The organism is Stappia sp. WLB 29, assembly GCF_023507705.1.
Classification (GTDB): domain Bacteria; phylum Pseudomonadota; class Alphaproteobacteria; order Rhizobiales; family Stappiaceae; genus Stappia.
Map to the genome: position 1 here is coordinate 511,004 of NZ_JALBGD010000002.1, position 25,414 is coordinate 536,417.

Below are 25,414 nucleotides of genomic sequence, written 5' to 3' on the forward strand. Positions count from 1 at the left end.
GTGGTGAGGAACATCCCATGAGCAATCTTTCGCGCACCCAGTCCGTGCGCAAGCATGTCATCGAGACCCGCGGCGGCGTCGTCGCCTCGCAGCACCGGCTGGCCGCAGAGACCGGCGCGGCCGTCCTGGCCGCCGGGGGCGATGCGGTGGATGCGGCGGTCGCCGTCTCCTTCGCCGTCGGCGTGCTGGAGCCGTGGATGAGCGGCCCGGCCGGGGGCGGCGCCATGGTGGTTTGGCGCGAGGACGAGCAGCAGGCGCACAGCATCAATTTCGGCATGCGTTCGCCTGCCGGCCTCGACCCGGCGGACTATCCGCTGTCGGGCGAGGGCAAGGCGAGCGATCTCTTCCCCTGGCCGGCCGTGGAGGGCGACCGCAACGTCCAGGGCGCCACGGCCATTGCCGTTCCCGGCACCGTCGCCGGCATGGAACTGGCGCATGCCACCTGGGGGCGGATGGGCTGGAAGGACCTGGTCATGCCGGCCGCCGACCTTGCCGCCGAGGGCATGCTGGTCGACTGGTACGCCTCGCTGATCATTTCCTCGGTCGCCCGCGACCTTGCCAGGGATCCGGATGCGGCGGCCATGTTCCTCGACGACGGGATCTGGCCGAAATCCGCCGGCTGGACCGCGCTCTCCAACATCCGCCTCGACCAGGGCCGGCTGGCCGACACGCTGCGGCGCATCGCCGAGGCCGGCGCGCGCGACTTCTACGAGGGCGACATCGCCGCGGCGATGGCCGCCGATGTGCAGGCCAAGGGCGGCTCGCTGTCGCAGGGCGACCTTGCCGCCTACCGGGCGGTGCTGGACCCGGCGCTCGAGACCTCCTATCGCGGCGGCACGGTCCATGCCGCGCGCGGCCTGACGGCGGGCGCCAATCTCGTCGAGTGCCTGGCGATGATGGAGGCGGCCTTCCTGCCGACCTCCGCCCCGGACGCGGTCAGCTATTCCGAGATGGCCCGGGCGCTGACGGTCGCTTACGAGCGGCGGCTGCGCGAAATGGGCGACACGGGCGAGGCGGAGGGCTCCGGCACGCCGTCCTGCACCACCCATTTCAGCGTCGTCGACCGGCACGGCAACATGTGCGCCGTCACCCAGACCCTGCTCTCGGTCTTCGGCTCGCGCGTCGTCTCGCCGTCGACCGGCCTGCTCATGAACAACGGCATCATGTGGTTCGACCCCGAACCCGGCAAGCCGAACTCGCTGGCGCCGAACAAGGCCTGTTTGATGAACGTGTGCCCGGCCGTCGGCGAGAAGGACGGGCGGCGCTTCGCCATCGGCGCGTCCGGCGGCCGCAAGATCCTCCCCGCCGTGCTCAACCTCACCTCCTTCCTGATGGACTACGGCATGTCGCTGGAGGAGGCCTTCCACCATCCGCGCATCGACAACAGCGGCGGCGGGGCGATCCTCGCCGACGAGACGCTGCCGCAGTCGGTCGTGTCCGCGCTTTCGGCCGTCCATCCGGTGACGGCCACCCGCCGCACCGTCTTCCCGTACGCCTTCGCCTGCCCGGCCGGCGTGCTGCGGCAGGATGGCATCAACATGGGCTGCACGGAGATCATGTCGCCATGGGGCGACGCCGTGCCCGAAACCGAGGGAGCCTGACGTGGCAAACCGTGAGAGCGTCATCGCACGCATCGACACTTTCCTTTCGAGCGGCGGTTACGAGACCGAGCTCGCCCGCATGCTCGCCTTCGAGACCGAGAGCCAGGACCCGTCCCGCCGGCCGGAGCTGATGCGCTATCTCGTCGAGGAAATGGAGCCCAAGCTCACCGGGCTCGGCTTCGCCTGCCGCATCATGACCAACCCGGTCGACCCGTCCGTGCCCTTCCTCTTTGCCGAGCGCATCGAGGACCCGGCCTTCGAGACCGTGCTCACCTACGGCCATGGCGACGTCATCCGCGCCCAGACCGACCAGTGGCGCGAGGGGCTGCATCCCTTCCGCCTGGTGCGCGAGGGCGACAAGCTCTACGGGCGCGGCACCGCCGACAACAAGGGCCAGCACTGCATCAACATCGCGGCGCTGCGCACCATTCTCGAGGAGCGCGGCGCGCTCGGCTTCAACTGCAAGATCATCATCGAGATGGGCGAGGAATGCGGCTCGCCCGGCCTGGCCGAGCTGTTTTCGCAGAACCGCGAGACCTTCGCCGCCGACGTGCTGATCGCCTCCGACGGCCCGCGCCTGCATCCCGACCGTCCGACCCTGTTCATGGGTTCGCGCGGCGCGGTCAATTTCGACCTGCGCGTCGAGCTGCGCGAGGGCGCCCACCATTCGGGCAACTGGGGCGGGTTGCTGCGCGACCCGGCCATGGTGCTGGCCCATGCGCTCGCCTCGATCACCGACCGGCGCGGCCAGATCCAGGTGCCGGAATGGCGCCCGACCAGCCTGACGCCGGCCGTGCGCGAGGCGCTGAAGGACTGCCCGGTCGGCGGTTTCGACGGCCCCTCCGTCGACACCGACTGGGGCGAGGAGAGCCTCACCCCGTCCGAGCGCGTCTTCGGCTGGAACAGCTTCGCCATTCTCGCCCAGACCAGCGGCGTGCCGTCCGCCCCGGTCAACGCCATCTCCGGCCGCGCCCATGCGCATTGCCAGCTGCGCTATGTGGTCGGTACCGATCCCGACGACATCCTGCCGGCGCTGCGTCGCCATCTCGATGCCAACGGCTTCCAGATGGTCGAGATCGTCCCGGCCGACCGCGGTTTCTTCCACGCAACGCGCCTCGACCCCGACCATCCCTGGGTCACGCGCGTCAAGACCTCCATCGAGGCGACCACGGGCAAGAAGCCGGCGATCCTGCCGAATCTCGCCGGCTCGCTGCCGAACGAGACCTTCGCCGACATTCTCGGCCTGCCGACCGTCTGGGTGCCGCATTCCTACCCCGGCTGCTCCCAGCACGCGCCGAACGAGCACGCGCTCCATTCCATGACCCGCGAGGCGCTGGCGATGATGGCCGGCCTGTTCTGGGACATCGGCGAGGCGAACGCGGCCCGCGCCGGCAAGACGGCCGAAGCGACCGCCTAAGACGCGGCCTGAACCGGATTTCCCGCTCGTCCGATCCGTCGCCATCATGCCACGGGCCGGACCGGCGGGGATTACTCGAACTGGGTGCGGGGACAAGCGTCCCGCCGGCGCTTGGCCGCTTCCGGGGATAGGCTTGAGATATCCCCGCACACGACAACGCCCGGACGGGTCTTCGTCCGGGCGTCGTTTTTTGCGACGATTGAGAGCGCTTGCGTCAAGATTTCTCGAAATTTTGCAAAATCCGTCTCGAAAATTCTCGAAATTCTCTCAGGCGTTGTTTTCGCTCATGTTTTTTGCGCGGCGGCGCTTGATCGCCTTCATCACGGGCCACAGGATCATCGCCACGGTCGCCACCGCCAGCACCGCCGAGATCGGCCGGGTCAGCAGCTCCACCGGGTCGCCCCGGCTGATCAGCAGCGCGCGGCGCACGCTCTGCTCGGCCATCGGCCCCAGGATCATGCCCAGGATGATCGGCGCCAGCGGCACGTTCAGCTTTTCCAGCAGGTAGCCGGCCGTGCCCGCCGCCAGCATCACCCACAGGTCGACCGGCCGCCCGTTGATCACATAGACGCCGACGCACATCAGCACCAGGATCGAGGGCACCAGCAACACGCCCGGAAGTCTTTGAATCTGCGCGAAGATTCTGGTCGCGGCGGCGCCGCCGACCAGCAGGATCAGCACAGAGGTCAGCAGCATCTCGATCATGAAGCCGCCGACCAGCACCGGGTTCTGGTGGAACAGCTGCGGCCCCGGCTGCAGCCCGTGGATCATCAGCGCGCTCAGCACCAGCGCGGCCACCACATTGCCAGGAATGCCAAGGGTCAGCGCCGGAATCATCGAGGCGGCGTTGTCGGCATTGTTGCCGCATTCGGCCGCCGCCACGCCTTGCGGGTTGCCCTTGCCGAAGCTTTCGGGCTCGGAACTGGCGTTCTTGGCGGCGTTGTAGCTCAGGAACGCGGCGATGTTGCCGCCCGCCCCCGGCAGGATGCCGACGAAGATGCCGATCAGCGACGAGCGGCCCCAGGTCGGCAGCAGGCCTTTGACCTCGCCCTTGCGGAACGGCACGCTGGCGAGCCGCAGCTGCGCGGCCGAAAGGCCTTTCAAGTCGCACTTTTCGGCCAGTTGCAGCACCGGCGGCAAGGCGTAGAGGCCGACCAGCACGACCACCAGGTCGAGCCCGCCGAGCAGCCAGGGCTGGTCGAACGTGTAGCGCGCCTGGCCCGACAGCTGGTCGATGCCGACCGTGCCGAGCAGCAGGCCGAGCACCGCCGCCATCACGCCCTTGACCGGGTCGCTGCCGACCATGACGCCGACCGAGGCCATGCCGAACATGGCGATCCAGAAATATTCGGCCGGCCCGAAATGCAGCGTCGCGCGGGCCAGCAGCGGCCCGACGGTCATCAGGGCCAGCGCGCTGGCGATGCCGCCGACGGCCGACGACCAGCAGGCGATCTTCAGTGCCTTGGCCGCTTCGCCCTTCTCGGCCATCGGGAAGCCGTCGAAGGTCGTGGCGATGGAGGCCGGGGTGCCCGGAATGCGCAGCAGGATCGCCGGGATCGCGCCGCCATACATCGAGCCGTTGTAGATGCCGGCGACCATCGCCAGAGCCACCAGCGGATCCATCGAGTAGGTCAGTGGCAGCAGCAGGGCAATGGCCATGACCGGGTTGAGGCCGGGCAGGGCGCCGATCAGTACGCCGAGCAGCGTCGCGCCCAGCATGGCGACGAGCGGCCCGGTCGCCATCACGGCGGAGGTGGCGTTCAGCAGGAAGTCCATCTCAGCCTCCAAGGCGCGAGGCGGCCCAAAGCTCGGCCGGCAGCGGCTTGTTGAGCACCAGCGAGAAGACGATCCAGACCAGAGCGACGAAGCTCGCCGCCACGACCGCCGTGTAGAGCGGCCGGCGGAAGCCCAGCACCGGCGGCAGCGCCAGCATCAGGAGCGCCGAGGCGGTGTAGAAGCCGAGCGGCAGGATCAGCGCCACGTAGATCACGCCGGCGGCCAGCGCCTTGACGAGGTTGGCCGGCACGTCGACGAGCCGTCGCGGCGCATCGGTCTTGGAACGGGCGGCGCGCAGCATCACCAGAGCGCCGCACAGCGCCAGGCCCAGACCCAGCACCATCGGGTAGGTGCCGCCGGCTCCCTGGTAGGAGCCGGCCTGCCATGCGGCCGCCAGGCCGAGGCCCGCGAAGAGCAGGCCAAGGGCCAGGTCCTGGCTGCGCTCCATCTTACTTCGCCAGACCCAGGTTCTTGGAGACGACGGCGAGCGCGTCGAACTCTTCCCTCAGCCGCTCGCCGAGCGCCTCGCCCTTGACCACGTTCGGGACTTCGCCCTTGGAGGCCAGGAACTCGACATAGGACGGGTCGTTGACCGCCTCGTCGATGACGGCGGCGAGCTTGTCGACGATGGCCTGGTCGAGGCCCTTCGGGCCCAGGATCGCCCGCCACAGCAGGGTCTCCTTGTCGCCGAGGCCGAGGCTTTCGAGGCCCGCCGCCTGCGGCAGCGCCGGCACGTCGGCGGCCGAGGTCACGACGAGGCACTTGGCCTGCTTCTCTTCGACGTAGGGCAGGACCGGCGAGATCGAGCCGCCATAGATGTCGACATGCTTGCCGAGGAAGTTCTGCAGGGTCTCGCCGGCGCCGCCGAACGGGATGGCGACCGCCTTGATGTCGCGGGCCTGGAAGATGCGTTCGGCGGCCAGCTGCATCGTGCCGCCGATGCCGTCGTTGCCGTAGGTGTACTTGTCCGGGTTGGCGGCGAGCTCGGCCAGGAACTCTTCGCCCGTCTCGGCCGGAAACTCCGGATGGACGCACAGCGTGTAGGCCGTTTCGGAGGTCGAGGCGATGGGCGTGAAGCTGTCGAGCGTGTAGGCGACGTTCTGGACCTGCGGCACGGTGGTCAGCGGGCTGTTCCAGGTGGCGAAGAGCGCGTAGCCGTCGGGCTTGGCCTGCATGAACTGCGAGGCGCCGACCGAGCCGCCGCCGCCGCCGACATTCAGCACGGCGATGGAGGTGCCGAGCTTCTCTTCCAGCAGCAGTGCCAGCTTGCGGGCGCTGGTGTCGGTACCGCCGCCGGCACCGGCCGGGATGGTGAGTTCGATGGGGCGCTCGGGATAGTCGGAAAGCGCGGGGCTGGAGGTGCAGCCGAGCAGGGCTGCTGCGACAATGATCTTGTTGATTTTCATGTTGTTTCTCTCCCGTAAGGCGGCTTTTGTCAGCCGATTTCGCTGCGGTAGTGGAATTGCGCGGCACTGCCGCGGGCGATGCGCCATTCGACGGGCGTGCCGTCGATGTCGAAGGCGGTTCGCCGGATGATCGCCAGCGGGTCGCCGGCCTTGAGCTTCAGCCGGGCGGCGACCTGATCGTCGGCGCGGCCGAAGGACAGGTCGTCGGTCGCGCGCTTCACCAGCACGCCGAAGCGTTCGAAATAGAGCGGATACAGCAGCGGCCCGAAGGCGCTGTCCGGCAGGCTTTCGAAGCCGGCAAAGCGATCTGCGCGAATGTAGAGCTCCTCGAAGAGGACCGGCTGGTCCGAGAGGGACCGCAGGCGGATGATGCCGATCACGTCGTGCGTGCCGAGCGCCGCCTCGGCCTCCTTCGGCGCCCTGGTGCGGGCGCGCAGGATCAACTCGCTGGTCGGGATGGAGGAGGGGGCGCCGTCGGGGCCGCGCACCTGGAAGAAGCGGAAGAGCGTCGCGTCGAAGGACGGGCGGCGCAGATAGGTGCCCGAGCCCTGGCGGCGTTCCAGCAGGCCTTCCGCCACCAGCCCGTCGACCGCCTTGCGGACCGTGCCGATGGAGATGCCGTACTCGCGCGCCAGACGCGCCTCGGAGGGGATCGGATGGTTCGGACCCCATTCGCCGCTGGCGATGCGGGAGGCAAGGGCGTCGCGCAGCCTGGCATAGGCCGGCAGCCGCTCGTCCGCGCTGGGTATCCTGTGGGCCATTCCGTTTCCTCCTCGAACCTTCCTTAGCGGATGTTGACCCATTCAGTCAACTAGTCATATATATGAATTCTTCTCGGGAGTTGCGGATGATCCGGTTCGATTGCCACGTTCATGTCTATGAGGAAGTGACGGCGACGCGCGGTGCGCGCTACGTGCCGGCGGTGCCGGCGCCGCTGGCCGGTTGGCAGGCCGGCATGGCGCGGCACGGCCTTTCCGGCGGCGTCATCGTCCAGGTCAGCTTTCTCGGCTTCGACAATTCGCAGCTGCTCGACGCTCTGTCGCGGCTCGACCCGCAGCGCTTTGCCGGCGTCGCGGTGGTGCCCGACGACATCGACGCGGCCGCGCTCGATACGCTGGCCGCCGCCGGCATTCGCGGCATCCGCTGGAACCTGGTGCGCGGCGCGCCGGTGCCCGACCTGGAGAGCCCGGCCGTCGCCGGGCTGCTCCAGCGCTTGCGCGAACGCGGCCTGCACGTGGAGATCCAGCTCGAGGGGCCGCGCCTGCCCGCCATCGTCGGCCCGCTGCTGTCGCGCGGCATCACCGTCGTGGTCGATCATTTCGGCCTGCCGGACGAGGCGGATCCTGCCCGCGATCCCTGGCTTTGCGCGCTGGCGCAGGCCGGCGACCTGTCGCGCCTTTTCGTGAAATTCTCCGCCCCCTACCGCTCGCCGGTCGATGTCGCCCCGCATGCGCGCGCGCTGCTTGAGCTGTTGCCGCCGGACCATGTGGTCTGGGGCACCGACTGGCCGCATACCCAGCACGAGGCCGTCACCGACTACGACCGGGCGGCGGCCGGCCGCGAGGCCTTCGGCATTGCCGACGATGCGGGTGCGGTGAAGGCGCTCTACGGCCTCTCCCTCGCCTGAGGGACTTCTAGCAAGCTGCCGCTTTCCAAGCGGCGGGCGCGGCTGTAGCCTTGCCGGCGCATGGCCAACGAGACCCCGCTGACGCTCCGCCAGATCGAAGTGCTACGCGCCGTCATGGTGGCGGGCTCGATCGCCGGTGCCGCGCGCATTCTCAACGTCGCCCAGCCCGGTATCAGCCGGACGATGAAGCATCTGGAAGCCTCGCTCGGCATCAAGCTGTTCACCCGCAGCGGCGGCCGTTACGTTCCGACGCCGGAATCGCAGCAGGTGTTCCTGCAGCTGCAGGAGGTCCATAAGAAGCTCGTCCACCTGCAGGTCTCCATCGGCCAGCTGGAGCGCGGCCACGACGTCGAGATCTCGCTCGCCTCCGTGCCCAGCATCGCCAATGTGATGGTGCCGCTGGCGGCGGCCGGGCTGAAGGCCCGCTATCCCGACATCCGCATGAACATCGAGATCCTGAAGATCGAGGAGGCCATCGACTTCCTGCTGCTCGGCAAGGGTCAGTTCGTGTGCATGAGCCACCGCTTCGAGCATTCCTCGATCGTCTTCGAGCCGCTGGCCCAGGGGCACCTGTTCTGCGTCGCGCATCGCGACCACCCCCTTGCCGCGCGGACCAAGGTCACCGCGGCGGAGATCGCCGCCTTTCCGCTGATCGGCATCGACCCGGCGGACCCCTATGGCGCGATCCTCGCCGAAATCTTCGCCCGCCAGGGTCTCGACTTCCACATCGAGATCCGCGCCCGCTTCGGCACGACGGTGCTGGGGCTGGTCCGGCAGAACCTCGGCGTTGCCGTTCTCGACAACTTCACCGTCGCCGACCTGCCACGCGTCGAGCCGGACATCCGCCTGATCCCGATCGCCGAGCCGACGCCGTTCCGCACCTATGTGGCGCGGCGCTCGGACCTGGAGATCTCGGGCTTCGCCGAGGCCTTCGTCGAGCTGTTGCGCGGCGAAATGGAGACGACGACCCGGCGGACAGCGACATAACCACAGGTTATTGATCTCTGCATTATTGGTATTTGCGTTAAGTTTTTCGTCATGCGATTTTTGACAGGCAATAGCGGCCGCCATCTTCATGGTCTGGGAGGACCCGGCAGGCCGCAACAACGATCCTGGGAGGAAATGATGATCCGCAGTCTTGCCGGAGCAGTCGCTGCTCTTGCCCTGTCCGCCGGCGTTGCCAGCGCCGACTTCCCCGAGCGCGAGATGCTGGGCGTGGTGATGTGGGGCGCGGGCGGTGCCACCGACGTCGTCGCCCGTGCGGTCAACCCGGCCGCCGAAGCCGCGCTCGGCAAGCCCATCGTGGTGCTGAACAAGGCCGGCGGCGCCGGCGCCATCTCCACCGCCTATGTAAACGCGGCGCCCGCCGACGGCTACACGTTCCTCTACGGCGCCGAGAACCCGCAGCTGCACCCGATCATGGGCGTCAGCAAGCTCGACTACTCGAACTTCTACCCGGTCAACATTCTGGGCCGCGGCGTTGCCGTAATCGTCGTGCCGCAGGCCTCCAAGTACCAGACGCTGGCCGAGCTGCTGGACGACATCAAGGCCAATCCGGGCCAGATCAAGATGGGCTCCACCGGCCCCGGCGGCCTGCCCTCCACGGTCAGCGCGCTGCTGTCCAATTCCGCGCCCTTCGACGTCACCGCCATTCCCTTCGACGGCGAGGGCCCCGGCCTGACCGCGATGCTGGGCGGCGAGGTCGACTTCATGCCGTCCGGCCTGTCGGCCGCGGCCGAGCAGATCAAGGCCGGAACGATGCGGGCGCTTGCGGTCGTCAATGCCGAGCCGGTCGACACGCTGCCGGGCGTTCCGGCGGTGACCGACACGCTTCCCGCCATGGCGTCCTATCTGCCCTGGGGGCCGTTCTACGGCGTCTTCGTGCGCAAGGACACGCCGGACGACGTCAAGGCCAAGCTGGTCGACGCCTTCGCAACGGCGGCCGGCAGCGACGAGTTCAAGACGCTGATGGCCAACCGCGGCAACGTCATGATGAACATCTCCGGCGAGGAGGCCGAGAGCTTCCTCGCCAAGTGGCAGCAGGTCACGGCCTGGGCGCTGCAGGACACGGGCGCCGCCAAGGTCAGCCCGGAGAGCCTCGGTATCCCGCGCCCGTAACGCCTCAGCGCTGCGGCCGGGACGACGGGGTTCCGGCCGCGGCCCCCACGCTGCCAGGAGGGTCATGATGTCCTCGCGAGCCCAGCGGCGGCCGGGCGAGCTCGCCTTCGCCGTCGCCCTTCTCGCGCTCAGCCTGTGGCTGTTCGGCGAGGCTTTCAAGATTTCCGGTTTTTCCGGCCTGTCGACCCCCGGCGTCTTTCCGATGCTGGCGAGCGGGCTGATGGTCGCCTCCTCGCTGGCGATCCTGCTGAAGGCGCTGGCGATGTCGCCGGCCGGCGGCGGGTTGCGCCAGTTCCTCGCCGACATCACGCCGCTGCGCCAGACCGTGATGGTGGTGCTGGTCGGCCTCTATATCCTGGCGATGCCCTGGCTTGGCTTCCTCGCCGCCTCGGGCCTCTTCCTGTTCGTGTCGATCCAGTTCCTGTGGCGGCGCAGCCCGTGGCTGACGGCCCTGGTCAGCCTTGCCGGACTGGCGGCGATCCATGTGATCTTCACCCTGGTGTTCCAGGTGGTGCTGCCGAAGGGAACCCTGCTGCAGGGGCTGTACTGACATGCTCGAGTCCTTCGGATACCTGGCGATCTCCTGGCTCGACCCTTGGCTGCTGATGCTGACGGCGGCGGGCACGCTCGCCGGCATCTATGTCGGCGCGATCCCCGGCCTGTCGGTGACGATGGCCGTGTCGATCCTGATCTCCTTCACCTTCAAGTGGAGCGTCAACGACGCCCTGGCGCTGATCGCCGGCGTCTTCGTCGGCGGCGTCTACGGCGGGTCGCGCACCGCGATCCTGCTCAACATTCCCGGCGCGCCGAGCGCCATCGCCACCGCGCTGGACGGCTACCCGATGGCCAAACGCGGCGAGGCCGGCGAGGCGGTCGGCCTGACCACGGTCATGTCGGTGTTCGGCGGCTTCGTCGGCGTTGCCGCGCTCGCCCTGTTCGCCCCGCTCCTCGCCGACTTCGCGCTGATGTTCACCTCGCGCGATTACCTGCTGCTGGCGATGATCGGCATCCTGCTGGTCGGCACCCTGTCGGGCGAGAGCTTCGCCAAGGGCGTCTTCGCCGGGGCGCTCGGCGTCTTGATCGGCATGGTCGGCCTCGACCCGATGACGGCGGAAGGGCGCTTCACCTTCGACACGATCACCCTGATGGGCGGCATTCCCTATGTGGTCGCGATGATCGGCTTCTTCGGCGTCGCCGAGGCCTTCGTGCAGCTGCACCAGCTCGACCTGCCGGCGGTGAAACAGAAGATCGACCGGGTGATCCCGCGTCTTGCCGACGTGCGCCGCTATTTCCGGGTCGCCATGCGCGCCTCGGGCATTGGCACCGTGATCGGCGCGCTGCCGGGGACCGGCGGCGACATCGCTGCCCTGCTGGCCTACGACGATGCCAAGCGGGCGACGAAGAACCCGGAGGTGCCCTTCGGCGAGGGCGCCAAGGAAGGGCTGGTGGCGCCGGAGGCGGCCAACAACGCGGCGGTGGGCGGCGCCTTCGTGCCGATGCTGACGCTGGGCATTCCGGGCGATGCGGTCACCGCCGTCATCATCGGCGCGCTGTTCATCCACGGGCTGAAGCCCGGCCCCCTTCTCCTGGTCGAGACCCCGCATCTGTTCTGGTTCACGGTCGGCAACCTGGCGCTCGCCAACATCTTCCTGCTGATCTTCGGCCTGACCGGCATCCGCATCTTCACCAAGATCGTCGAGTGCCCGAAGGCGATCCTGATCCCGCTGATCATCATCCTGTCGGCGGTCGGCTCCTACGCCATCCAGAACAACCCGGTCGACATCTACTGGATGCTGCTGTTCGGCGTGTTCGGCTATTTCCTGAAGGTCTACGGCTTCCAGGTCGGGCCGGTGATCCTCGGCGTCATCCTGGGGCCGATGATGGATTCCAACTACCGGCGGGCGATGATCGGAGCACGGAACGATCCGGCGACCTTCATCTGGGATTTCCTGTCGCATCCGATTTCCTGCGTGCTGCTGATCGCCTTCCTGGCGCTGCTGATCTCGCAGACGCCGCTCGGCCGATTGGCGCGCGAGGCGTGGCGGGGAAGGCGGGCGCAGGGGCGCGGAGCGGGGTGACCGCCGGCAGGGCCGTGCGGCCGCAGACCTGAGACCCGCGCCTTCACTGGCAAAGTGAACGGGCGAAAGAGCGAAGAGATGAAGACGAAAGCCCGCATCGCCATTGTCGGGGCCGGCAAGATCGGCCGCGTGCACATGGCCCAGGCCGCCCGCGAGGGCGAGCTTGCCGGCGTCGCCGATCCGTCCGCGGACGGGCGGCAGGCGGCGGAAGCCTTCGGCGTGCCGTGGTTCGAAACTCTCGACGAGATGCTCGCCCGGCTGCGGCCCGACGGGGTGGTGCTGGCAACGCCGAACCGGCTGCACGCGCCGCAAGCGCTCGCCTGTATCGCGGCCCGCGTGCCGGTGCTGGTGGAAAAGCCGCTGGCCGACACGGCCGAGGCGGCGCGCGAAGCAGTCGTGGCGGCACGCGCGGCCGGCGTTGCGCTTCTGGTCGGCCATCACCGACGGCACAATCCGCTGATCGCGGCAGCGCGGGCCGAGATCGCCGGCGGTGCCATCGGCCGGCTGGTCGCGGTCAATGCGCTGTGCTGGTTCCGCAAGCCGGACAGCTATTTCGAGGTGCCCTGGCGCACCCAGCCGGGCGGCGGGCCGATCCTCACCAACCTGATCCACGACATCGACCTGCTCCGCCACCTGTGCGGCGACGTCGCCGGCGTGCAGGCGCGCGCCTCGTCCCTGGCGCGCGGCCACGCGGTGGAGGACACGGCGGCCGTGCTGCTGCGCTTCGCCAATGGCGCGCTGGGCACCGTGACCGTTTCCGATGCGGTCGCCGCGCCCTGGAGCTGGGAGCTGACGGCCGGCGAGAACCCCGACTATCCGGAAACCTCGGCCAGCTGCTACACGATCGGCGGCACGGCCGGCTCGCTGTCGCTGCCCGATCTCGGGCTCTGGCACTACGAGGGCGCCGCCGACTGGGCGCAGCCGATCTCGCGCAAGGTGCTGACCCGGCAGGGCGGGGACCCCTTCGCGCTGCAGATGCGCCATTTCTGCGAGGTCGCGCTCGGCCGGGCCGTACCGCTGGTGCCGGGCGAGGAGGGCCTTGCGACGCTCGACGTGCTCGCCGCCATCCGCCGGGCGGCGGAAACAGGCGGCGAGGTCGAGGTCCCCCCGCCGCTCGGCGCGTCCGTTTCGCCCGTCCCGCCGGAGCCTGGCGTTTCCCTTTCCTCTCACAGCAAGGCCGGTGCCCCATGAAGACGTCCATCGCCACCGTTTCGATCAGCGGCGACCTTCGGGAAAAGCTGGCGGCGATCTCGGCCGCCGGCTTCGACGGGATCGAGATCTTCGAGAACGACTTTCTCGCCTTCGACGGCAGTCCGCGGGACGTCGGCGCGATGATCCGCGATGCCGGGCTGGAGATCACGCTGTTCCAGCCGTTTCGCGATTTCGAGGGCATGCCGGAGCCGCATCGGGCGCGCGCCTTCGACCGGGCGGAGCGCAAGTTCGACCTGATGCAGGAGCTGGGCACCGACCTGATGCTGGTCTGCTCCAACGTCTCTCCGGTCTCGCTCGGCGGCATCAACCGCGCGGCCGACGATTTCGCCGAGCTCGGCGAGCGCGCGGCCGCACGCGGCCTTCGCGTCGGCTACGAGGCGCTGGCCTGGGGCCGGCACGTCAACGACCACCGCGATGCCTGGGAGGTGGTGCGCCGGGCCGATCATCCCAATGTCGGCCTCATCCTCGACAGCTTCCATACCCTGGCGCGCAAGACCGATGTCGACACGATCCGCGCGATCCCCGGCGACCGGATCTTCATCGTCCAGCTGGCCGACGCGCCCTTGATCGACATGGACCTGCTCTACTGGAGCCGGCATTTCCGCAACATGCCGGGCGAGGGCGACCTTGCGGTCACCGACTTCATGCGGGCGGTCGCCGCGACCGGTTACGACGGGGTGCTATCGCTGGAGATCTTCAACGACCAGTTCCGCGGCGGCTCGCCGAAATCCATCGCCGTCGACGGCCACCGCTCGCTCGTCTACCTGATGGACCAGGTGCGCCGCCGCGAGCCGGACGTGCGCATCCCGCTGCCCGAGATGCCCGACCGGATCGAGGCGCAGGGCATCGAGTTCGTCGAGTTCGCCGCCGACGAGGCGGAGGCGGAGGAGCTGGCGCGCATGTTCGCCAGCCTCGGCTTCGTCGAGGCCGGCCGCCACGTCTCCAAGGACGTCACCTTGTGGCGGCAGGGCGGGATCAACCTGCTGATCAACACCGAGCGGGAGGGCTTTGCCCATTCCTCCTACCTGGTGCACGGCACGTCCGTTTGCGCCATCGGGCTCCGGGTCGCCGATGCCGCGGCCACCGTGGCGCGCGCCAGGGCGCTGGGCGCCGACACGTTCGACCAGCCGGTGGGCCCGGGCGAGCTCGCCATTCCCGCGATCCGGGGCGTCGGCGGCGGCGTGATGCATTTCGTCGACGAGAAGCTCGCAGGGCTGTGGGAGACCGACTTCCGCCTTGCTGGGGGCGGCAAGGCGGCCGCCGCCGGCGGGCTCGTGTCGATCGACCATCTGGCGCAGACGATGAACTACGAGGAGATGCTGACCTGGACGCTGTTCTACACCTCGATCTTCGCGACAGCGAAGACGCCGATGGTGGATGTGGTCGACCCGGCCGGGCTGGTGCGCAGCCAGGCGATCGAGACGGCGGACGGGGCGTTGCGGATCACGCTGAACGGGGCGGAGAACCGACGCACGCTCGCCGGCCGCTTCATCGCCGAGAGCTTCGGCTCGGCGGTCCAGCATGTCGCCTTCGAAAGCCGCGACATCTTCGCGACCGCCGAAGCGCTGAAGGCCTGCGGCTTCAAGGCTCTGGAGATATCGCGCAACTACTACGACGACCTGGAGGCGCGCTTCGGCCTCGACCCGGACTTCGCCGACCGGCTGCGGGCCGAGAACATTCTCTACGACCGGGACGGGGAGGGCGAATACTTCCAGCTCTACGGCCCGAACTACGGCGAAGGCTTCTTCTTCGAGATCGTCGAGCGGCGCGGCGGCTATCGCGGCTATGGCGCGGCCAATGCGCAGTTCCGCATCGCCGCGCAGAAGCGCCACCTGCGGCCCGAGACCGTCCCGCGCCGCTGAGCGCGCGTCACGCCGGCCCGGCGATCTCCATGTCGAGGATCGCCGAGCTCAGGCACTTGCCGTGCGCATCGAGCGCGAGCGAGCGGGTGACGCCGCCCTTCAGCGCGCCGTGCAGCACGAAATTGAGCGCGCCGAGCCGGGGCAGGACGAAGCGCTCGATCTCGCCGATCTCCAGCCAGGCAAGATGGGCGCGCAGCCGCTCGGGCGTCACCGAGGCCTCGATCAGCGGCCAGTTCGCCATCTCGTAGGCGATGACCGAGACGTTGGAGATGTTGCCCTTGTCGCCGGTCCGCGAATGGGCGATGTCGCGCAGCAGCATGGCTCAGCTTTCCATCAGGGTCAGGGCGGGGGAGACCTCGGCCTCGGGGATCAGGGTGGAAAGAATGCCGACGATCTCGCGCACCTGGCGCGTCACGCCGCCGCCGGCCGCCGGGCCGTTGAGATAAAGGCTCTCCACCTCGTCGGCGACCAGCCGGGCCTCCTCCGCCGTGCTGGCGCGCGCGGCAAAGCGCACCCGCACCTCGCGCGCCTCACGGGCGGCGGAGGTCGATCCGCCGAGGATCGCGTCGACGCCGATCAGCTCGCCGCGCGTCTCCAGATAGGGCACGGGGCTTTCCGCGATCCGCTCGCGCAGGATCTCCAGCGCCAGTCGGCCGCGCGCTTCCGCTCCCGGCCCGGCATAGGAGATCTGCCCCTCGCCGACATGGCTGTCGACATAGCCGAGCGAGACCTTCAGCGTGCCGGTGCGCGCGCGGCCCGAGCCGCCGGAGACCCGCACCCGGTCGGGACCTTCCGCGGCGATCTCGACGCCGGAGAAGTCGGCGATGACGTCGGGCTGCAGATAGGCCGCCGGATCGTGCACCTCGTAGAGCAACTGTTCCTTGCAGGTCGCCTCGGTGACGGCGCCGCCGGTGCCGGCGAGCTTGGTGATGACCGCGGTGCCGTCCGCTTCCACCTCGGCGATGGGAAAGCCGAGGCGGGCAAGACCGGCAACGTCCTTGAAGCCGGGATCGGCGAAATAGCCGCCGGTGATCTGGCCGCCGCATTCCATCAGATGGCCGACCAGGGTGCCGCGGCCGAGCAGCGGCCAGTCGTCCATCGCCCAGCCGAAGGCATGGACCAGCGGCGCGAGATAGAGCGCCGGGTCGGCAGCGCGTCCGGTGAGCACGATGTCGGCGCCCGCTTCCAGCGCGGCGACGATGGGGCCGGCGCCGATATAGGCGTTGGCGGAGAGGAGCGGGCGGCCGAGGCCGCGCACCGTGCCCCCGGTCTCCAGCAGCTCCAGCTCCGATCCCTCGACGGCGGCCAGCACGTCGTCGCCGGTTACGGCGGCGATCTTCAGACCGCGGATCCCCAGCTCGCGGGCGATGTCCAGCGTCTTGCGGGCGGCGGCCAGCGGATTGGCGGCGCCCATGTTGGAGACGATGCGCGGTCCGTTTGCCCCGCGTGCGGGCAGCACCGCGCGCATGCGCCGCTCCAGCAGGGGATCGTAGCCGGCATCCGGGTCGGCGCGCCGTGCCTGCTGGGCCAGCGCGATGGTGCGCTCGGCCAGGCACTCGAAGACGAGATAGTCGAGCTCGCCGCGCGCGGCGAGATCCACCGCCGGCTCGATGCGGTCGCCGGAAAAGCCGGCGCCGGTTCCGATCCTCAGGCTCTTCATCCTGCCGCTCCGCTCAGGGGCCGTCGCGCCTTGCCGAAATGCCACGACAGGGCGAGCAGCAGGCCGGCAAGCAGCGGCGCGGCCGGGTGCGGCCAGATGGCGAGAGCGATGGAAGTGGCGAACACGGCGATGTTCAGGGCGCGAATGGCGAAGAGTTTCTGCCCGCTCAGCAGGGACGGAATGGCGATCACCAGCACCAGCCCCGACAGGAGCGCGTTGCCGATGGCCATCCAGTCGCCCTGTGCCGTCATGCCGGGATAGAGCAGCAGCATGAAGGGCACCACATAGGTGACCGCGCCGAGGCGCACGGCTTCCATCGCGGCGGGCAGCCAGTTGGTCTGGGCGATGCCGGCACCGACGAAGACGGCGACGCAGACGGGCGGGGTGATCACCGAGATGGTGGCGAAGTAGAAGACGAAGAGATGGGCCGCCAGCGGGTCGATGCCGACGGCGGTCATGGCCGGTGCCAGCACGGCGGCGACCAGCACATAGGCGGCGGTCGTCGGCAGGCCCATGCCCATGATCAGGCAGACGCCGCCGACGATCAGCGCCACCAGCAGGGCGGAGTCGCCGGCCAGCGAGACGATCATCGAGCTCAAGGTGACGCCGATGCCGGTGAGGTTGATCATCGAGACGAGGATCTGCGCGCCGGCCAGCAGCACGCCGATGATCACCATGCCCTTGCCGGCATCCTTGATGCCGGCGACGACGAGGCGCGCCATCTTCGCGGCCGGCATCTGGCCGAGCGAGGTGGCGACGAAGGCGATCATCAGCCCGGTGATGCCGTAGAAGGCGGTGGTGGCGACCGAGCGGCCGAGATAGACGCCGACGGCCAGTCCGCCGATGGCGGCCAGGATCGGCAGCACCCGGCGCGGGGCGAGGATCGTCGACCAGGCCGGCAGCTCGTCCTCGGGCACCAGCGTCAGGTTCTTGCGCACCGAGACGATGTGCACCGTGACGAAGACGGAGAGATAGAACAGCAGCGCCGGGATGATCGCGGCGGTGATGATCTGGATGTAGGAGACGCCGAGGATCTCGGCCATGACGAAGGCGGCCGCGCCCATGATCGGCGGGGCCAACTGGCCGCCGGTGGAGGCGACCGCCTCGACGGCGGCGGCGAAGGCCGGCGGGTAGCCGAGGCGCTTCATCATCGGGATGGTGAAGTTGCCGGTGGTCGCCACATTGGCCACGGCCGAGCCGGAGATCATGCCGAACAGGCCGCTGGCGATGGTGGCGATCTTGGCCGCGCCGCCCGCCTGGCGGCCGCCGATGCGCATGGCGAGATCCATGAAGCTCTGCCCGCCGCCGGTATGCAGCAGCAGCGAGCCGAACAGCACGAAGGCGGCGATGACGGTGGCGGCGACGCCCGTCAGCATGCCCCAGATGCCGAGATCGCCGAGGAAGATGGTCTCGGTGACGAAGGCACCGTCGAAGCCGCGATGGGCCAGTGTTCCGGGCAGCATGTCGCCGAACAGCGCATAGGCGAGGCCGACGAGAACGAGGGCGGGAAAGATGACGCCGACGGCCCGCCGGCCGATCTCCAGCACCGAGGCGACGAGGCCGACGGTCAGCGCCATGTCCAGCGTCGTCGCCCAGGGCAGGGTCGTCATGATCCGGTCGTAGTTGACGACGATGTAGCTGCAGGCGGCGATGGAGATGCCGGCGGCCGCAAGGTCGACGGCAAGGCCGAGCGGGCGCCACCGCCGGCCATGGCCCAGCGGATAGACCGCAAGGCCGAGGCAGACGACGAGCGCCAGGAAGACCGCGCGCTGGATCAGGCTCTCGAACGGGCCTGTCGCTGCCGTGTAGAAGACGAAGATGCCCGTCAGCAGCGCCAGGGCGTCGCGGGTCCGGTTCAGCACGGCGATCCTCCGAAGGCTCGGGTGTCAGTTGGCGGCGGGCTGCAGGCGGGCCGGGATCTCGATGCCCTGCTCGCGGTACCAGCGGGCGGCGCCGGGATGCAGCGGGATCGTCGCGTATTGCAGCGTCAGCTGAGCCAGATCGACGCCCTTGACCGAGGCGAGCGCCGCGCCCTGGGCCTCCTTGTCCTCCATCACCGCCTTGACGATCTTGTAGGCCGCCTCTTCCGACAGGGCGGGACCTGCGGCCGCGCCGACGCCGAAGCTCCAGGTCGCATAGGCCGGCATCCCGTCGGCCGCGCCCGCGGGCACGTCGACGATGGAGACGTCCGGCATCTTCTCTGCGAGCACCGCCTTCTGCTCGTCGGTCAGGCCGAGCACCTTGATCGGGGTGAAGGTGGCGATGTCGAGGGTCGAGCCGTCGAGCTTGGTGCCGGCGCCCGACTTCACGTAGCCGGCGACGCGGTTGTCCTTGATCATGTCGACGACGTCGGTGGTCGAGCCGCGCACATAGTCGGCCGACAGGCCGAGCGCTTCGAACACCGCCTCGGTGGTGCTCTCGGTCGCCGAGCCCTTGATGCCCGGGTTGAAGCGCACGCCCTTCAGCTCGGCAAGGCTGCCGACCTCGGCGTCCTCGCGCACGATGACGTTCTGCGGCGCACCGGTATAGACCCACAGCAGGCCGAGTTTCATCGGCCGGCCGTCGAACTCGTTGGTGCCGGCATGGGCATGCTGGGCGACGTTGGTGGTGACGAGGCCGAAGTCGACCTGGCCGCGCTCGATGCGGCGCAGGTTGTCGAGCGTCGCGCCGGTTTCCACGACGGAGGCCTCGAGGCCCTCCGCCTTCTCGTTCACCAGCTTGGCGACGGAGACGAAATAGCCGTAGTGGTTGGACGAGGCCGAGGTGGAGCCGATCAGCAGCTTCTCCTGGGCAACGGCGGGCTGGGCGAGCGCAAGCGCGAACGCGCCCGCCATGGCGAGATGTGAAAGTCGCATCGTGATTTCCTCCCATGTGCCCTTGGCGGGCAGCGATCTCGGGCCGGTCCTTCCGCCTGGACGCCGCTCCTCCGGCGCCCGCACCGACGGCGGACCTGTACCCTTTGCAAGAGTGTCCTAGGATCTTTGTTGTCAGAAGTGCTTATTTTGCGATAATTGATGCATGGATCGCAACAAATTCGATCTGGAGGACCTGCGGGTCTTTTCCAGCCTCGCCACAGGCGGGCGGTTTCGCGCCGTCGCCGACGAGATCGGCATGTCCGCCTCCGCCCTCAGCCGGCAGATCGCCCGGCTGGAGGAGCGGCTCGGCACGCGCCTGTTCAACCGCGACACGCGCAATGTCTCGCTGACCCCGCAGGGCCACACCCTGCTGCGGCTGGCGCAGCAGGTGCTCAACACCGCTGCCAATGCGGGGGCGGAGTTCGACGCCTATCTCGCGGCCCGGCGCGGCCGGTTGACGATTGCCGGCCTGCCGTCGGTGACCGCCGGATTGCTGCCTTCGCTGGTCGCCCGGTTCCTCGCCCGCCATCCCGATATCGACGTGCAGATCAACGACGCGCTGTCCGACAGCGTCATCCGCTCGGTCGAGCAGGGCGAGTCCGATCTCGGCTTCACGGCCGGCGCGGTGGAAAATTCCGACCGGATCTCGTTCCGCACCCTGCTGTCGGACCCGTTCGTGGCGGTGGGGGCGGCCGGCGGCATTCTGGAGGATCGCGACAGCTGCACCTGGCGGGAACTCAGCGAAATGCCGCTGGTCGCCATGGCGCGCGGCACCAGCGTGCGGCTTCTGATCGATGCGGCCTGCTCGCAGCAGAACCTGCCGTTCCGCCCGCGCTTCGAGGTGGCGCATCTCGCCACCGCCGGGGCCTTCGTGTCGCAGGGGCTGGGCGTCACCGCCCTGCCGGTGCTGACCCTGCCGGTGCTGAGTTCGGGAAATCTGATCTACCGCCGGCTGGTGGAGCCGGAGGTGCTGCGCCATGTCGGCATCATCTGGCGGGCCGGCCATGTGCTGTCGCCGGCCGCCACCGCCTTTCTCGACCTGGTGCGCGGCGTCGATCTGTCCAGCGAGGTGCCGGATCCGTTCGGAACCGGCTGAGCCTCAGCGCGCCGGCCGGGCATCTCGGGCGCGGCCGCACACGAGAACCGCCTCGCGAGCAACGTTCAGCACGCCGCCGGCCTCGTCCAGCCGCGCGGCGACGAGCCGGCGCAGAGCCGCGATCTCCGCTTCGCCGGCCCGGTTTCCGGGCGGGTAGGACGTCAGATACTGGACGATGTCGTCGGCGTCGGCGATGACATAGATGTCCTGGAAGCGGTGCAAGGCGACATCATCGAACCGCTCGCCGAACAACTCGAGCGCCCGGCCGGGGCCGAAGATGCGGGCGGCGGGATCGCGCGGGGCGCCGCCGAAGGCGCGGCTGCCGAGATCGAACAGCGCGCCGAGATTGTCCTCGCCATTGGTGGTGACGGCGGCAAGGCCCCCCGGGCGCAACACGCGGGCCATCTCGTCGAGCGCCCGTCCGGCATCCTCCACGTGATAGAGCATGTGCATTGCGATGGCCGCGTCGAAGCTGGCGTCGGCGAAGGGCAGGTCGGCTGCGTCGCAGGCCTTGCCAGTGAGCGACGGGATACGGCCGTCTCGCTCCAGATTGGCGATCGCTTCCGATACCATCCCGGCGGAATTGTCGGTGAGCGTAAGCCGCAGGCCGGAGGGGCAGGAGTTGCCGGCGGAGAGCCAGAACCAGCCGGCGCCGCACCCGATATCGAGAACGTCGCTGTCCGGCGTCAGCTCCAGCTGCGCGCTCACCCAGTCGAACCAGTTTCGATTGGCGTAGCGCGCGTGCAACCCGCCGCGCGCCCTGAGATTGCCGCTCGTGCGGTACTGATCGGCAACCGGGGTCTCCGGCATGGCGCGCTCCTGCATGGCTTGGGAGGGGCCGGCCCGATGCGGACCGGCCCCTGGGTGGGCCTTGCGAGTTAAGCACCGCACCGCAAAGCGGGCAAGCTGGCGAGACTTGCAAGGGGCGGGCGTCAGCCGGCGGCCGGATGCAGCTCGTAGAGCGTGAGCGGCTGGATCAGGCGAAAGCCCTTCTCGCTCGCTGTCGCATTGACCTTGAACAGGGCGTCCAGCTCGCCGCGGCGCTCTCGCGCCGCCGCCTTGCGCGCCGGATCGACGGCGACGAGATAGTCGATGAACTCCTCCAGGGCGGCGAAGTCCGACAGGCGGTCGTAGGTGTCGTGCCGGGCGACGTGCCAGTTTCCGCTGGCGATGTCGGCATCGAGCGCGCGCAGGGCCGCGGCCCGGATCTCCGTCTCGTCCTCGACCGGGCGCATCACCTCGAAGAAGCTGCCGCGGGCGAGCGGCTCCACGACGATCAGCGCGCCGCCTTTCGTCAGCACCCGCCGGGTCTCGGCGAGCGCCTGGCGCATCACCGCTTCAGGCACGTGGTGCAGGGCGTTGAGGAAGATCGCCGCGTCGAAGCTGCCGTCCGCAAAGGGCATGGCCTCGGCGGTCGCGCGCTCGAAGCGGGCGTGCCGTACCGCCTTGCGGGTAGCCTCGATCGCCGCCGCGTCCGGGTCGATGCCGGTCATCTCGAAGCCCTTGGCAGCGAGCGAGCGCGACAGCGCGCCATGGCCGCAGCCGATGTCGAGTACCTTGCGGGCCTTGCGGCCGGTCAGGATCTCAAGCAACCGCTCGCCGGTCTGCGGGACGGGAACCGCCTCAGGCCTCGACACGGGAGAACTCCGCGCGGACCCTGTCGGTATCGGCGCCGAGCGCCGGCACCGGGCCGAACTCCGGCGACTTGCCGTCGACCAGCGCGCCGGGGGCGAGCAGGCGCACCGGGCCGGTCGGCGTGTCCGCCTCGACATGGCGGTTCTGCGGGTGGCGGACCAGGTCGTCCATGGTGCTCACCCGGCCGAAGGCGATGCGGGCATCGCGCAGCCGGTCGGCCAGCGCATCGCGCGTGTGGCCGGAGAACACCTCGTTGATGATCGCGTCCAGTTCGGCGCGGTGGGCGACCCGGCGCGAATTGCTGGTGAAGCGGCTGTCGGTCGCCACTTCAGGACGTTCCAGCACGTCGCGGCAGAAATTGACCCACTCGCGCTCGTTCTGGATCGAGAACAGCACGTCCTTGCCGTCGCTTCCCGAATAGGCGCCGTAGGGAGCGATGGTCGGATGGTTGAGGCCGTTGCGCTCCGGTTCCTTGCCGCCATAGGCAAACTGCAGGTAGGGCACGTTCATCCAGTCGGCGAGCGCGTGGAACAGCGACACGGCGATATGGCGGCCCTCGCCGCTGCGCTCGCGGGCGAACAGCGCCTGCAGCACGGCCTGGTGCGCGGTCATGCCGGCCGCGATGTCGCAGACCGAGACGCCGACGCGCGCCGGGCCTTCCGCATTGCCGGTGATCGCCGACAATCCGCTTTCGGCCTGCACCAAGAGGTCGTAGGCCTTCAGGTCGCGGAACGGACCCTCGTCGCCATAGCCGGAGATCGACACGGTGATCAGCCGCGGGTTCTCCTGGCGCAGCCGGTCGGGGGCGAAGCCGAGACGGTCGATGGCGCCGGGCGCGAGGTTCTGGATGAAGACGTCGGCCTTGGCGATCATCGCCGCCAGCAGGGCGCGGTCGGCATCGTCTCGCAGGTCGAGGCAGACGGACTCCTTGCCGCGGTTGAGCCAGACGAAATAGGCGCTTTCGCCATGCACCAGATGATCGTAGGCGCGGGCGAAATCGCCCTCGGGCCGCTCCACCTTGACGACGCGCGCGCCGGCTTCCGCCAGCCGCCCGGACAGATAGGGCGCGGCCACCGCCTGCTCGACGGACACCACGAAGAGACCGGAAAGATCACCCTGCATTTTCAAAGCTTCTCCCTGTAAGTATCGCCAGTATGCCCGAAGCGCGGCATCGGGAGTAATAGAGGGGAGCGCCCGCAGCTATTGCCGCAATCTATGCCCCGGCGGCCATTCTCGCCCTGCCGCAGCCCCTGCCATAGCCGCAATCAATGAGGGCGGACGCAATTCGCTATTGGCCGGCGCGCGCCGCTCGCGCTTTTGTGGGCGCCTGCGACTTCTGACCAACCCATCCGGCGGACCCATCATGACACATCGCAACGAGACGACCGCGAAGGTCGACCGCATCACCCTGCCGCTCTTCGTGCCCGGCGACCGGCCGGAGCGTTTCGCCAAGGCGGTCGCCGCCGGCGCCGACGCGGTCATCGTCGACCTGGAGGACGCGGTCGCGCCCGCCGCCAAGGAGGCGGCGCGTGCCGGGCTTGCCGAGGCACTGGCACCACTGGTCGGCGAGGCGAGCATCCTGGTGCGCGTCAATGCCGGCGGCACGCCCTGGCATGCGGCGGATCTTGCCGCCTGCGCCGGCATTGCCGGTCTTGCCGGCGTCGTCCTGCCCAAGGCGGAGACGGGAGCCGATTGCGCCGGCGTTGCCGAGGCGACCGGCCTGCCGGTGATCGCGCTGGTGGAAAGCGCAAGAGGCCTTGCCAATGCCGGGGAGGTGGCCGGCGCCAGCGCTCGGCTCGCCTTCGGCTCCATCGATTTTGCCGCCGATCTCGGTATGGCGCACGCGCGCGAGGTGCTGCGCCCGGCCCGCTTCGCCCTGGCGATGGCCGCGCGCCTTGCCGGCCAGTGCGGCCCCATCGACGGGGTGACCACCGCACTCAAGGACGAGGAGGCGATTGCCGGCGACTGCCGCCATGCGGTGGAGATGGGTTTTGCCGGCAAGCTAATCATCCATCCGGCGCAGATCGCTCCGGCGCGGCGGGGCTTTGCGCCGTCGCAGGCCGAGTGCGCGTGGGCGCAGCGGGTGCTTGCGGCCGTGGAGGGGGGCGCTGCGGCGGTCGCCGTCGACGGCGCGATGGTCGATGCGCCGGTGATCATCAAGGCCCGGCAGATCCTGGCCCGCGCCGCCTCCGCCGCCGGCTGACCGGGTTCCGCAAAAAAGACGCCCGTGCCATCGGCCAAAAAAAGACGCCCGTGCCATCGGCACGGGCGTTTCCAGTGGTGGGGCAGGGGACCCCTGGCTGCTCGGTCAGACTGGCTAGATCGTGCGCCCGCCATCGACCTCGAGGATGACGCCGGTGATGAAGTCGGCTTCGTCCGAGGCGAGGTAAAGCGCGGCATTGGCGATGTCGCGCGGCTGCGACAGGCGGCCGAGCGGGATGGTGGCGAGGAATTTCGCCCGGTTCTCCGGCGTGTCCGGCATGCCCATGAACTGCTCCAGCAGGCCGGTGACGCCCATCACCGGGGCGATGCCGTTGACGCGGATCTTGTCGGGGGCGAGCTCGACGGCAAGGCTGCGGGTCATCAGGTTCACCGCGCCCTTCGACGAGTTGTACCAGGTCAGGCCCGGACGCGGCCGGATGCCGGCGGTCGAGCCGACATTGATCATCACGCCGGCGCCCTGCTCGCGCCAGATCGGCACGCAGGTCTTGGTCATGTGGAAGATCGACAGCACGTTGATGTCGTAGATCTTGCGGAAGGTCGCCTCGTCCGTCTCCATCAAGGGCCGGTTCGGGTTGGTCCAGCCGGCATTGTTGACCACGATGTCGAGCGAGCCGAAGGCATCGCAGGTCTTCGCCACGGCCGCCGCCACGTCCTCGGCCTTGGAGACGTCGCACTTGACGGCGATGGCCGCATCGCCGAGCTCGGCGGCGACGGCCCTGGCGCCGTCCTCGTTCAGGTCGACGATCGCCACCTTGGCGCCTTCGCGCACATAGGTCTCGGCGATGCCCTTGCCGAAGCCGGAGGCGGCGCCGGTGACGAGAGTGGTTTTTCCTTGAAGTCGCATGTCT

The 25,414-nt window shown here is 69.2% G+C and carries 23 protein-coding genes; 11 read left to right on the top strand and 12 right to left on the bottom strand.

Translation table 11 applies throughout. From position 1 onward, the window contains the following. The first annotated feature begins 17 nt into the window (after positions 1-17). Both MNI96_RS05730 and MNI96_RS05735 read left to right on the top strand, forming a co-directional pair. Positions 18-1,601, top strand: a complete 1,584-nt coding sequence (locus MNI96_RS05730; RefSeq protein WP_249691144.1) for a gamma-glutamyltransferase — start codon at positions 18-20, stop codon at positions 1,599-1,601. Position 1,602: 1 nt separating this feature from the next. Beyond that, positions 1,603-3,018: a M20 family metallopeptidase gene (locus MNI96_RS05735; RefSeq protein ID WP_249691146.1), complete on the top strand. Its 1,416-nt coding sequence runs from the start codon at positions 1,603-1,605 to the stop codon at positions 3,016-3,018. Positions 3,019-3,285: 267 nt separating this feature from the next. Here the strand turns inward: MNI96_RS05735 and MNI96_RS05740 are convergent, their stop codons facing one another. From MNI96_RS05740 to MNI96_RS05755, 4 genes are read right to left on the bottom strand one after another with little or no spacing between them, the layout of a single operon-like run. Continuing rightward, on the bottom strand, positions 3,286-4,794 hold the full coding sequence (locus MNI96_RS05740) for a tripartite tricarboxylate transporter permease (RefSeq protein WP_249691148.1): 1,509 nt from the start codon (positions 4,792-4,794) through the stop codon (positions 3,286-3,288). Position 4,795: 1 nt separating this feature from the next. Continuing rightward, positions 4,796-5,242: a tripartite tricarboxylate transporter TctB family protein gene (locus MNI96_RS05745; protein ID WP_249691150.1), complete on the bottom strand. Its 447-nt coding sequence runs from the start codon at positions 5,240-5,242 to the stop codon at positions 4,796-4,798. 1 nt (position 5,243) lies between these two features. After that, positions 5,244-6,200: a tripartite tricarboxylate transporter substrate binding protein gene (locus MNI96_RS05750; protein WP_249691153.1), complete on the bottom strand. Its 957-nt coding sequence runs from the start codon at positions 6,198-6,200 to the stop codon at positions 5,244-5,246. Positions 6,201-6,229: 29 nt separating this feature from the next. Further along, entirely contained in the window at positions 6,230-6,961 is a 732-nt protein-coding gene (locus MNI96_RS05755; protein WP_249691155.1) for a GntR family transcriptional regulator, read from the bottom strand. A gap of 86 nt (positions 6,962-7,047) precedes the next feature. Here MNI96_RS05755 and MNI96_RS05760 point away from each other — a divergent pair, with 86 nt between their 5' ends. The 7 genes from MNI96_RS05760 (at position 7,048) to MNI96_RS05790 (ending at position 15,097) form a co-directional block, all read left to right on the top strand. Next, positions 7,048-7,827 carry an amidohydrolase family protein gene (locus MNI96_RS05760; protein WP_249691157.1) on the top strand — a complete coding sequence of 260 codons (780 nt, stop codon included), beginning with the start codon at positions 7,048-7,050 and terminating at the stop codon, positions 7,825-7,827. A 60-nt stretch (positions 7,828-7,887) separates the two neighbouring features. After that, positions 7,888-8,814 (top strand): LysR family transcriptional regulator, encoded by a 927-nt coding sequence (locus MNI96_RS05765; RefSeq protein WP_249691160.1) that lies wholly within the window; start codon positions 7,888-7,890, stop codon positions 8,812-8,814. Positions 8,815-8,952: 138 nt separating this feature from the next. Further along, on the top strand, positions 8,953-9,945 hold the full coding sequence (locus MNI96_RS05770; RefSeq protein ID WP_249691162.1) for a tripartite tricarboxylate transporter substrate binding protein: 993 nt from the start codon (positions 8,953-8,955) through the stop codon (positions 9,943-9,945). Between the two features lie 64 nt (positions 9,946-10,009). Next, the gene (locus MNI96_RS05775; RefSeq protein WP_249691164.1) at positions 10,010-10,495 is read left to right on the top strand and encodes a tripartite tricarboxylate transporter TctB family protein; all 486 of its coding nucleotides are present in this window, start codon (positions 10,010-10,012) and stop codon (positions 10,493-10,495) included. A 1-nt stretch (position 10,496) separates the two neighbouring features. Next, positions 10,497-12,023, top strand: a complete 1,527-nt coding sequence (locus MNI96_RS05780) for a tripartite tricarboxylate transporter permease (protein WP_249691166.1) — start codon at positions 10,497-10,499, stop codon at positions 12,021-12,023. Positions 12,024-12,101: 78 nt separating this feature from the next. Beyond that, on the top strand, positions 12,102-13,214 hold the full coding sequence (locus MNI96_RS05785) for a Gfo/Idh/MocA family protein (RefSeq protein WP_249691169.1): 1,113 nt from the start codon (positions 12,102-12,104) through the stop codon (positions 13,212-13,214). Further along, positions 13,211-15,097 (top strand): bifunctional sugar phosphate isomerase/epimerase/4-hydroxyphenylpyruvate dioxygenase family protein, encoded by a 1,887-nt coding sequence (locus MNI96_RS05790; RefSeq protein WP_249691171.1) that lies wholly within the window; start codon positions 13,211-13,213, stop codon positions 15,095-15,097. The genes MNI96_RS05785 and MNI96_RS05790 overlap by 4 nt, the downstream gene beginning before the upstream one ends. Before the next feature lie 7 nt (positions 15,098-15,104). On the opposite strand, the gene MNI96_RS05795 is transcribed toward MNI96_RS05790, so the two are convergent. The 4 genes from MNI96_RS05795 to MNI96_RS05810 are packed head-to-tail and all read right to left on the bottom strand — an operon-like array spanning position 15,105 to position 19,612. After that, positions 15,105-15,416, bottom strand: coding sequence for an AtuA-related protein (locus MNI96_RS05795; RefSeq protein WP_249691173.1), 312 nt, complete (start codon positions 15,414-15,416; stop codon positions 15,105-15,107). A gap of 3 nt (positions 15,417-15,419) precedes the next feature. Then, complete coding sequence (locus tag MNI96_RS05800) at positions 15,420-16,757, bottom strand: acyclic terpene utilization AtuA family protein (protein ID WP_249691175.1); 1,338 nt, start codon at positions 16,755-16,757, stop codon at positions 15,420-15,422. Further along, positions 16,754-18,619, bottom strand: a complete 1,866-nt coding sequence (locus MNI96_RS05805) for a TRAP transporter permease (protein WP_249691178.1) — start codon at positions 18,617-18,619, stop codon at positions 16,754-16,756. The genes MNI96_RS05800 and MNI96_RS05805 overlap by 4 nt, the downstream gene beginning before the upstream one ends. A 24-nt stretch (positions 18,620-18,643) precedes the next feature. Then, positions 18,644-19,612 carry a TAXI family TRAP transporter solute-binding subunit gene (locus MNI96_RS05810; protein WP_249691180.1) on the bottom strand — a complete coding sequence of 323 codons (969 nt, stop codon included), beginning with the start codon at positions 19,610-19,612 and terminating at the stop codon, positions 18,644-18,646. Between the two features lie 163 nt (positions 19,613-19,775). Here MNI96_RS05810 and MNI96_RS05815 point away from each other — a divergent pair, with 163 nt between their 5' ends. After that, positions 19,776-20,708, top strand: coding sequence for a LysR family transcriptional regulator (locus MNI96_RS05815; RefSeq protein ID WP_249691182.1), 933 nt, complete (start codon positions 19,776-19,778; stop codon positions 20,706-20,708). A gap of 3 nt (positions 20,709-20,711) precedes the next feature. Here the strand turns inward: MNI96_RS05815 and MNI96_RS05820 are convergent, their stop codons facing one another. The 3 genes from MNI96_RS05820 to MNI96_RS05830 all read right to left on the bottom strand — a co-directional run bounded on the left by MNI96_RS05820 (position 20,712) and on the right by MNI96_RS05830 (position 23,465). After that, the gene (locus MNI96_RS05820) at positions 20,712-21,518 is read right to left on the bottom strand and encodes a class I SAM-dependent methyltransferase (protein ID WP_249691184.1); all 807 of its coding nucleotides are present in this window, start codon (positions 21,516-21,518) and stop codon (positions 20,712-20,714) included. A 122-nt stretch (positions 21,519-21,640) separates the two neighbouring features. Beyond that, positions 21,641-22,345 (bottom strand): class I SAM-dependent methyltransferase, encoded by a 705-nt coding sequence (locus MNI96_RS05825; RefSeq protein ID WP_249691186.1) that lies wholly within the window; start codon positions 22,343-22,345, stop codon positions 21,641-21,643. After that, entirely contained in the window at positions 22,332-23,465 is a 1,134-nt protein-coding gene (locus MNI96_RS05830) for a CaiB/BaiF CoA transferase family protein (protein WP_249691188.1), read from the bottom strand. Before MNI96_RS05830 ends, MNI96_RS05825 begins: the two co-directional genes overlap by 14 nt. A 241-nt stretch (positions 23,466-23,706) precedes the next feature. Between MNI96_RS05830 and MNI96_RS05835 the strand changes: the two genes are divergently transcribed. Then, a complete protein-coding gene (locus MNI96_RS05835) occupies positions 23,707-24,546 on the top strand; it encodes an HpcH/HpaI aldolase/citrate lyase family protein (RefSeq protein WP_249691190.1) in 840 nt (279 codons plus the stop codon). 114 nt (positions 24,547-24,660) lie between these two features. Here MNI96_RS05835 and MNI96_RS05840 read toward each other — a convergent pair whose 3' ends face one another. After that, positions 24,661-25,410, bottom strand: a complete 750-nt coding sequence (locus tag MNI96_RS05840; protein WP_249691192.1) for an SDR family oxidoreductase — start codon at positions 25,408-25,410, stop codon at positions 24,661-24,663. Positions 25,411-25,414 lie beyond the last annotated feature (4 nt).

Bases quoted from the DNA above. Each gene is read 5' to 3' on its own strand.
- MNI96_RS05815 (WP_249691182.1), top strand. From the start codon at position 19,776: ATGGATCGCAACAAATTCGATCTGGAGGACCTGCGGGTCTTTTCCAGC.
- MNI96_RS05775 (WP_249691164.1), top strand. From the start codon at position 10,010: ATGATGTCCTCGCGAGCCCAGCGGCGGCCGGGCGAGCTCGCCTTCGCC.
- MNI96_RS05785 (WP_249691169.1), top strand. From the start codon at position 12,102: ATGAAGACGAAAGCCCGCATCGCCATTGTCGGGGCCGGCAAGATCGGC.
- MNI96_RS05780 (WP_249691166.1), top strand. From the start codon at position 10,497: ATGCTCGAGTCCTTCGGATACCTGGCGATCTCCTGGCTCGACCCTTGG.
- MNI96_RS05820 (WP_249691184.1), bottom strand. From the start codon at position 21,518: ATGCCGGAGACCCCGGTTGCCGATCAGTACCGCACGAGCGGCAATCTC.
- MNI96_RS05750 (WP_249691153.1), bottom strand. From the start codon at position 6,200: ATGAAAATCAACAAGATCATTGTCGCAGCAGCCCTGCTCGGCTGCACC.
- MNI96_RS05730 (WP_249691144.1), top strand. From the start codon at position 18: ATGAGCAATCTTTCGCGCACCCAGTCCGTGCGCAAGCATGTCATCGAG.
- MNI96_RS05765 (WP_249691160.1), top strand. From the start codon at position 7,888: ATGGCCAACGAGACCCCGCTGACGCTCCGCCAGATCGAAGTGCTACGC.
- MNI96_RS05840 (WP_249691192.1), bottom strand. From the start codon at position 25,410: ATGCGACTTCAAGGAAAAACCACTCTCGTCACCGGCGCCGCCTCCGGC.
- MNI96_RS05745 (WP_249691150.1), bottom strand. From the start codon at position 5,242: ATGGAGCGCAGCCAGGACCTGGCCCTTGGCCTGCTCTTCGCGGGCCTC.
- MNI96_RS05795 (WP_249691173.1), bottom strand. From the start codon at position 15,416: ATGCTGCTGCGCGACATCGCCCATTCGCGGACCGGCGACAAGGGCAAC.
- MNI96_RS05835 (WP_249691190.1), top strand. From the start codon at position 23,707: ATGACACATCGCAACGAGACGACCGCGAAGGTCGACCGCATCACCCTG.
- MNI96_RS05770 (WP_249691162.1), top strand. From the start codon at position 8,953: ATGATCCGCAGTCTTGCCGGAGCAGTCGCTGCTCTTGCCCTGTCCGCC.
- MNI96_RS05790 (WP_249691171.1), top strand. From the start codon at position 13,211: ATGAAGACGTCCATCGCCACCGTTTCGATCAGCGGCGACCTTCGGGAA.
- MNI96_RS05755 (WP_249691155.1), bottom strand. From the start codon at position 6,961: ATGGCCCACAGGATACCCAGCGCGGACGAGCGGCTGCCGGCCTATGCC.
- MNI96_RS05830 (WP_249691188.1), bottom strand. From the start codon at position 23,465: ATGCAGGGTGATCTTTCCGGTCTCTTCGTGGTGTCCGTCGAGCAGGCG.
- MNI96_RS05800 (WP_249691175.1), bottom strand. From the start codon at position 16,757: ATGAAGAGCCTGAGGATCGGAACCGGCGCCGGCTTTTCCGGCGACCGC.
- MNI96_RS05740 (WP_249691148.1), bottom strand. From the start codon at position 4,794: ATGGACTTCCTGCTGAACGCCACCTCCGCCGTGATGGCGACCGGGCCG.
- MNI96_RS05760 (WP_249691157.1), top strand. From the start codon at position 7,048: ATGATCCGGTTCGATTGCCACGTTCATGTCTATGAGGAAGTGACGGCG.
- MNI96_RS05810 (WP_249691180.1), bottom strand. From the start codon at position 19,612: ATGCGACTTTCACATCTCGCCATGGCGGGCGCGTTCGCGCTTGCGCTC.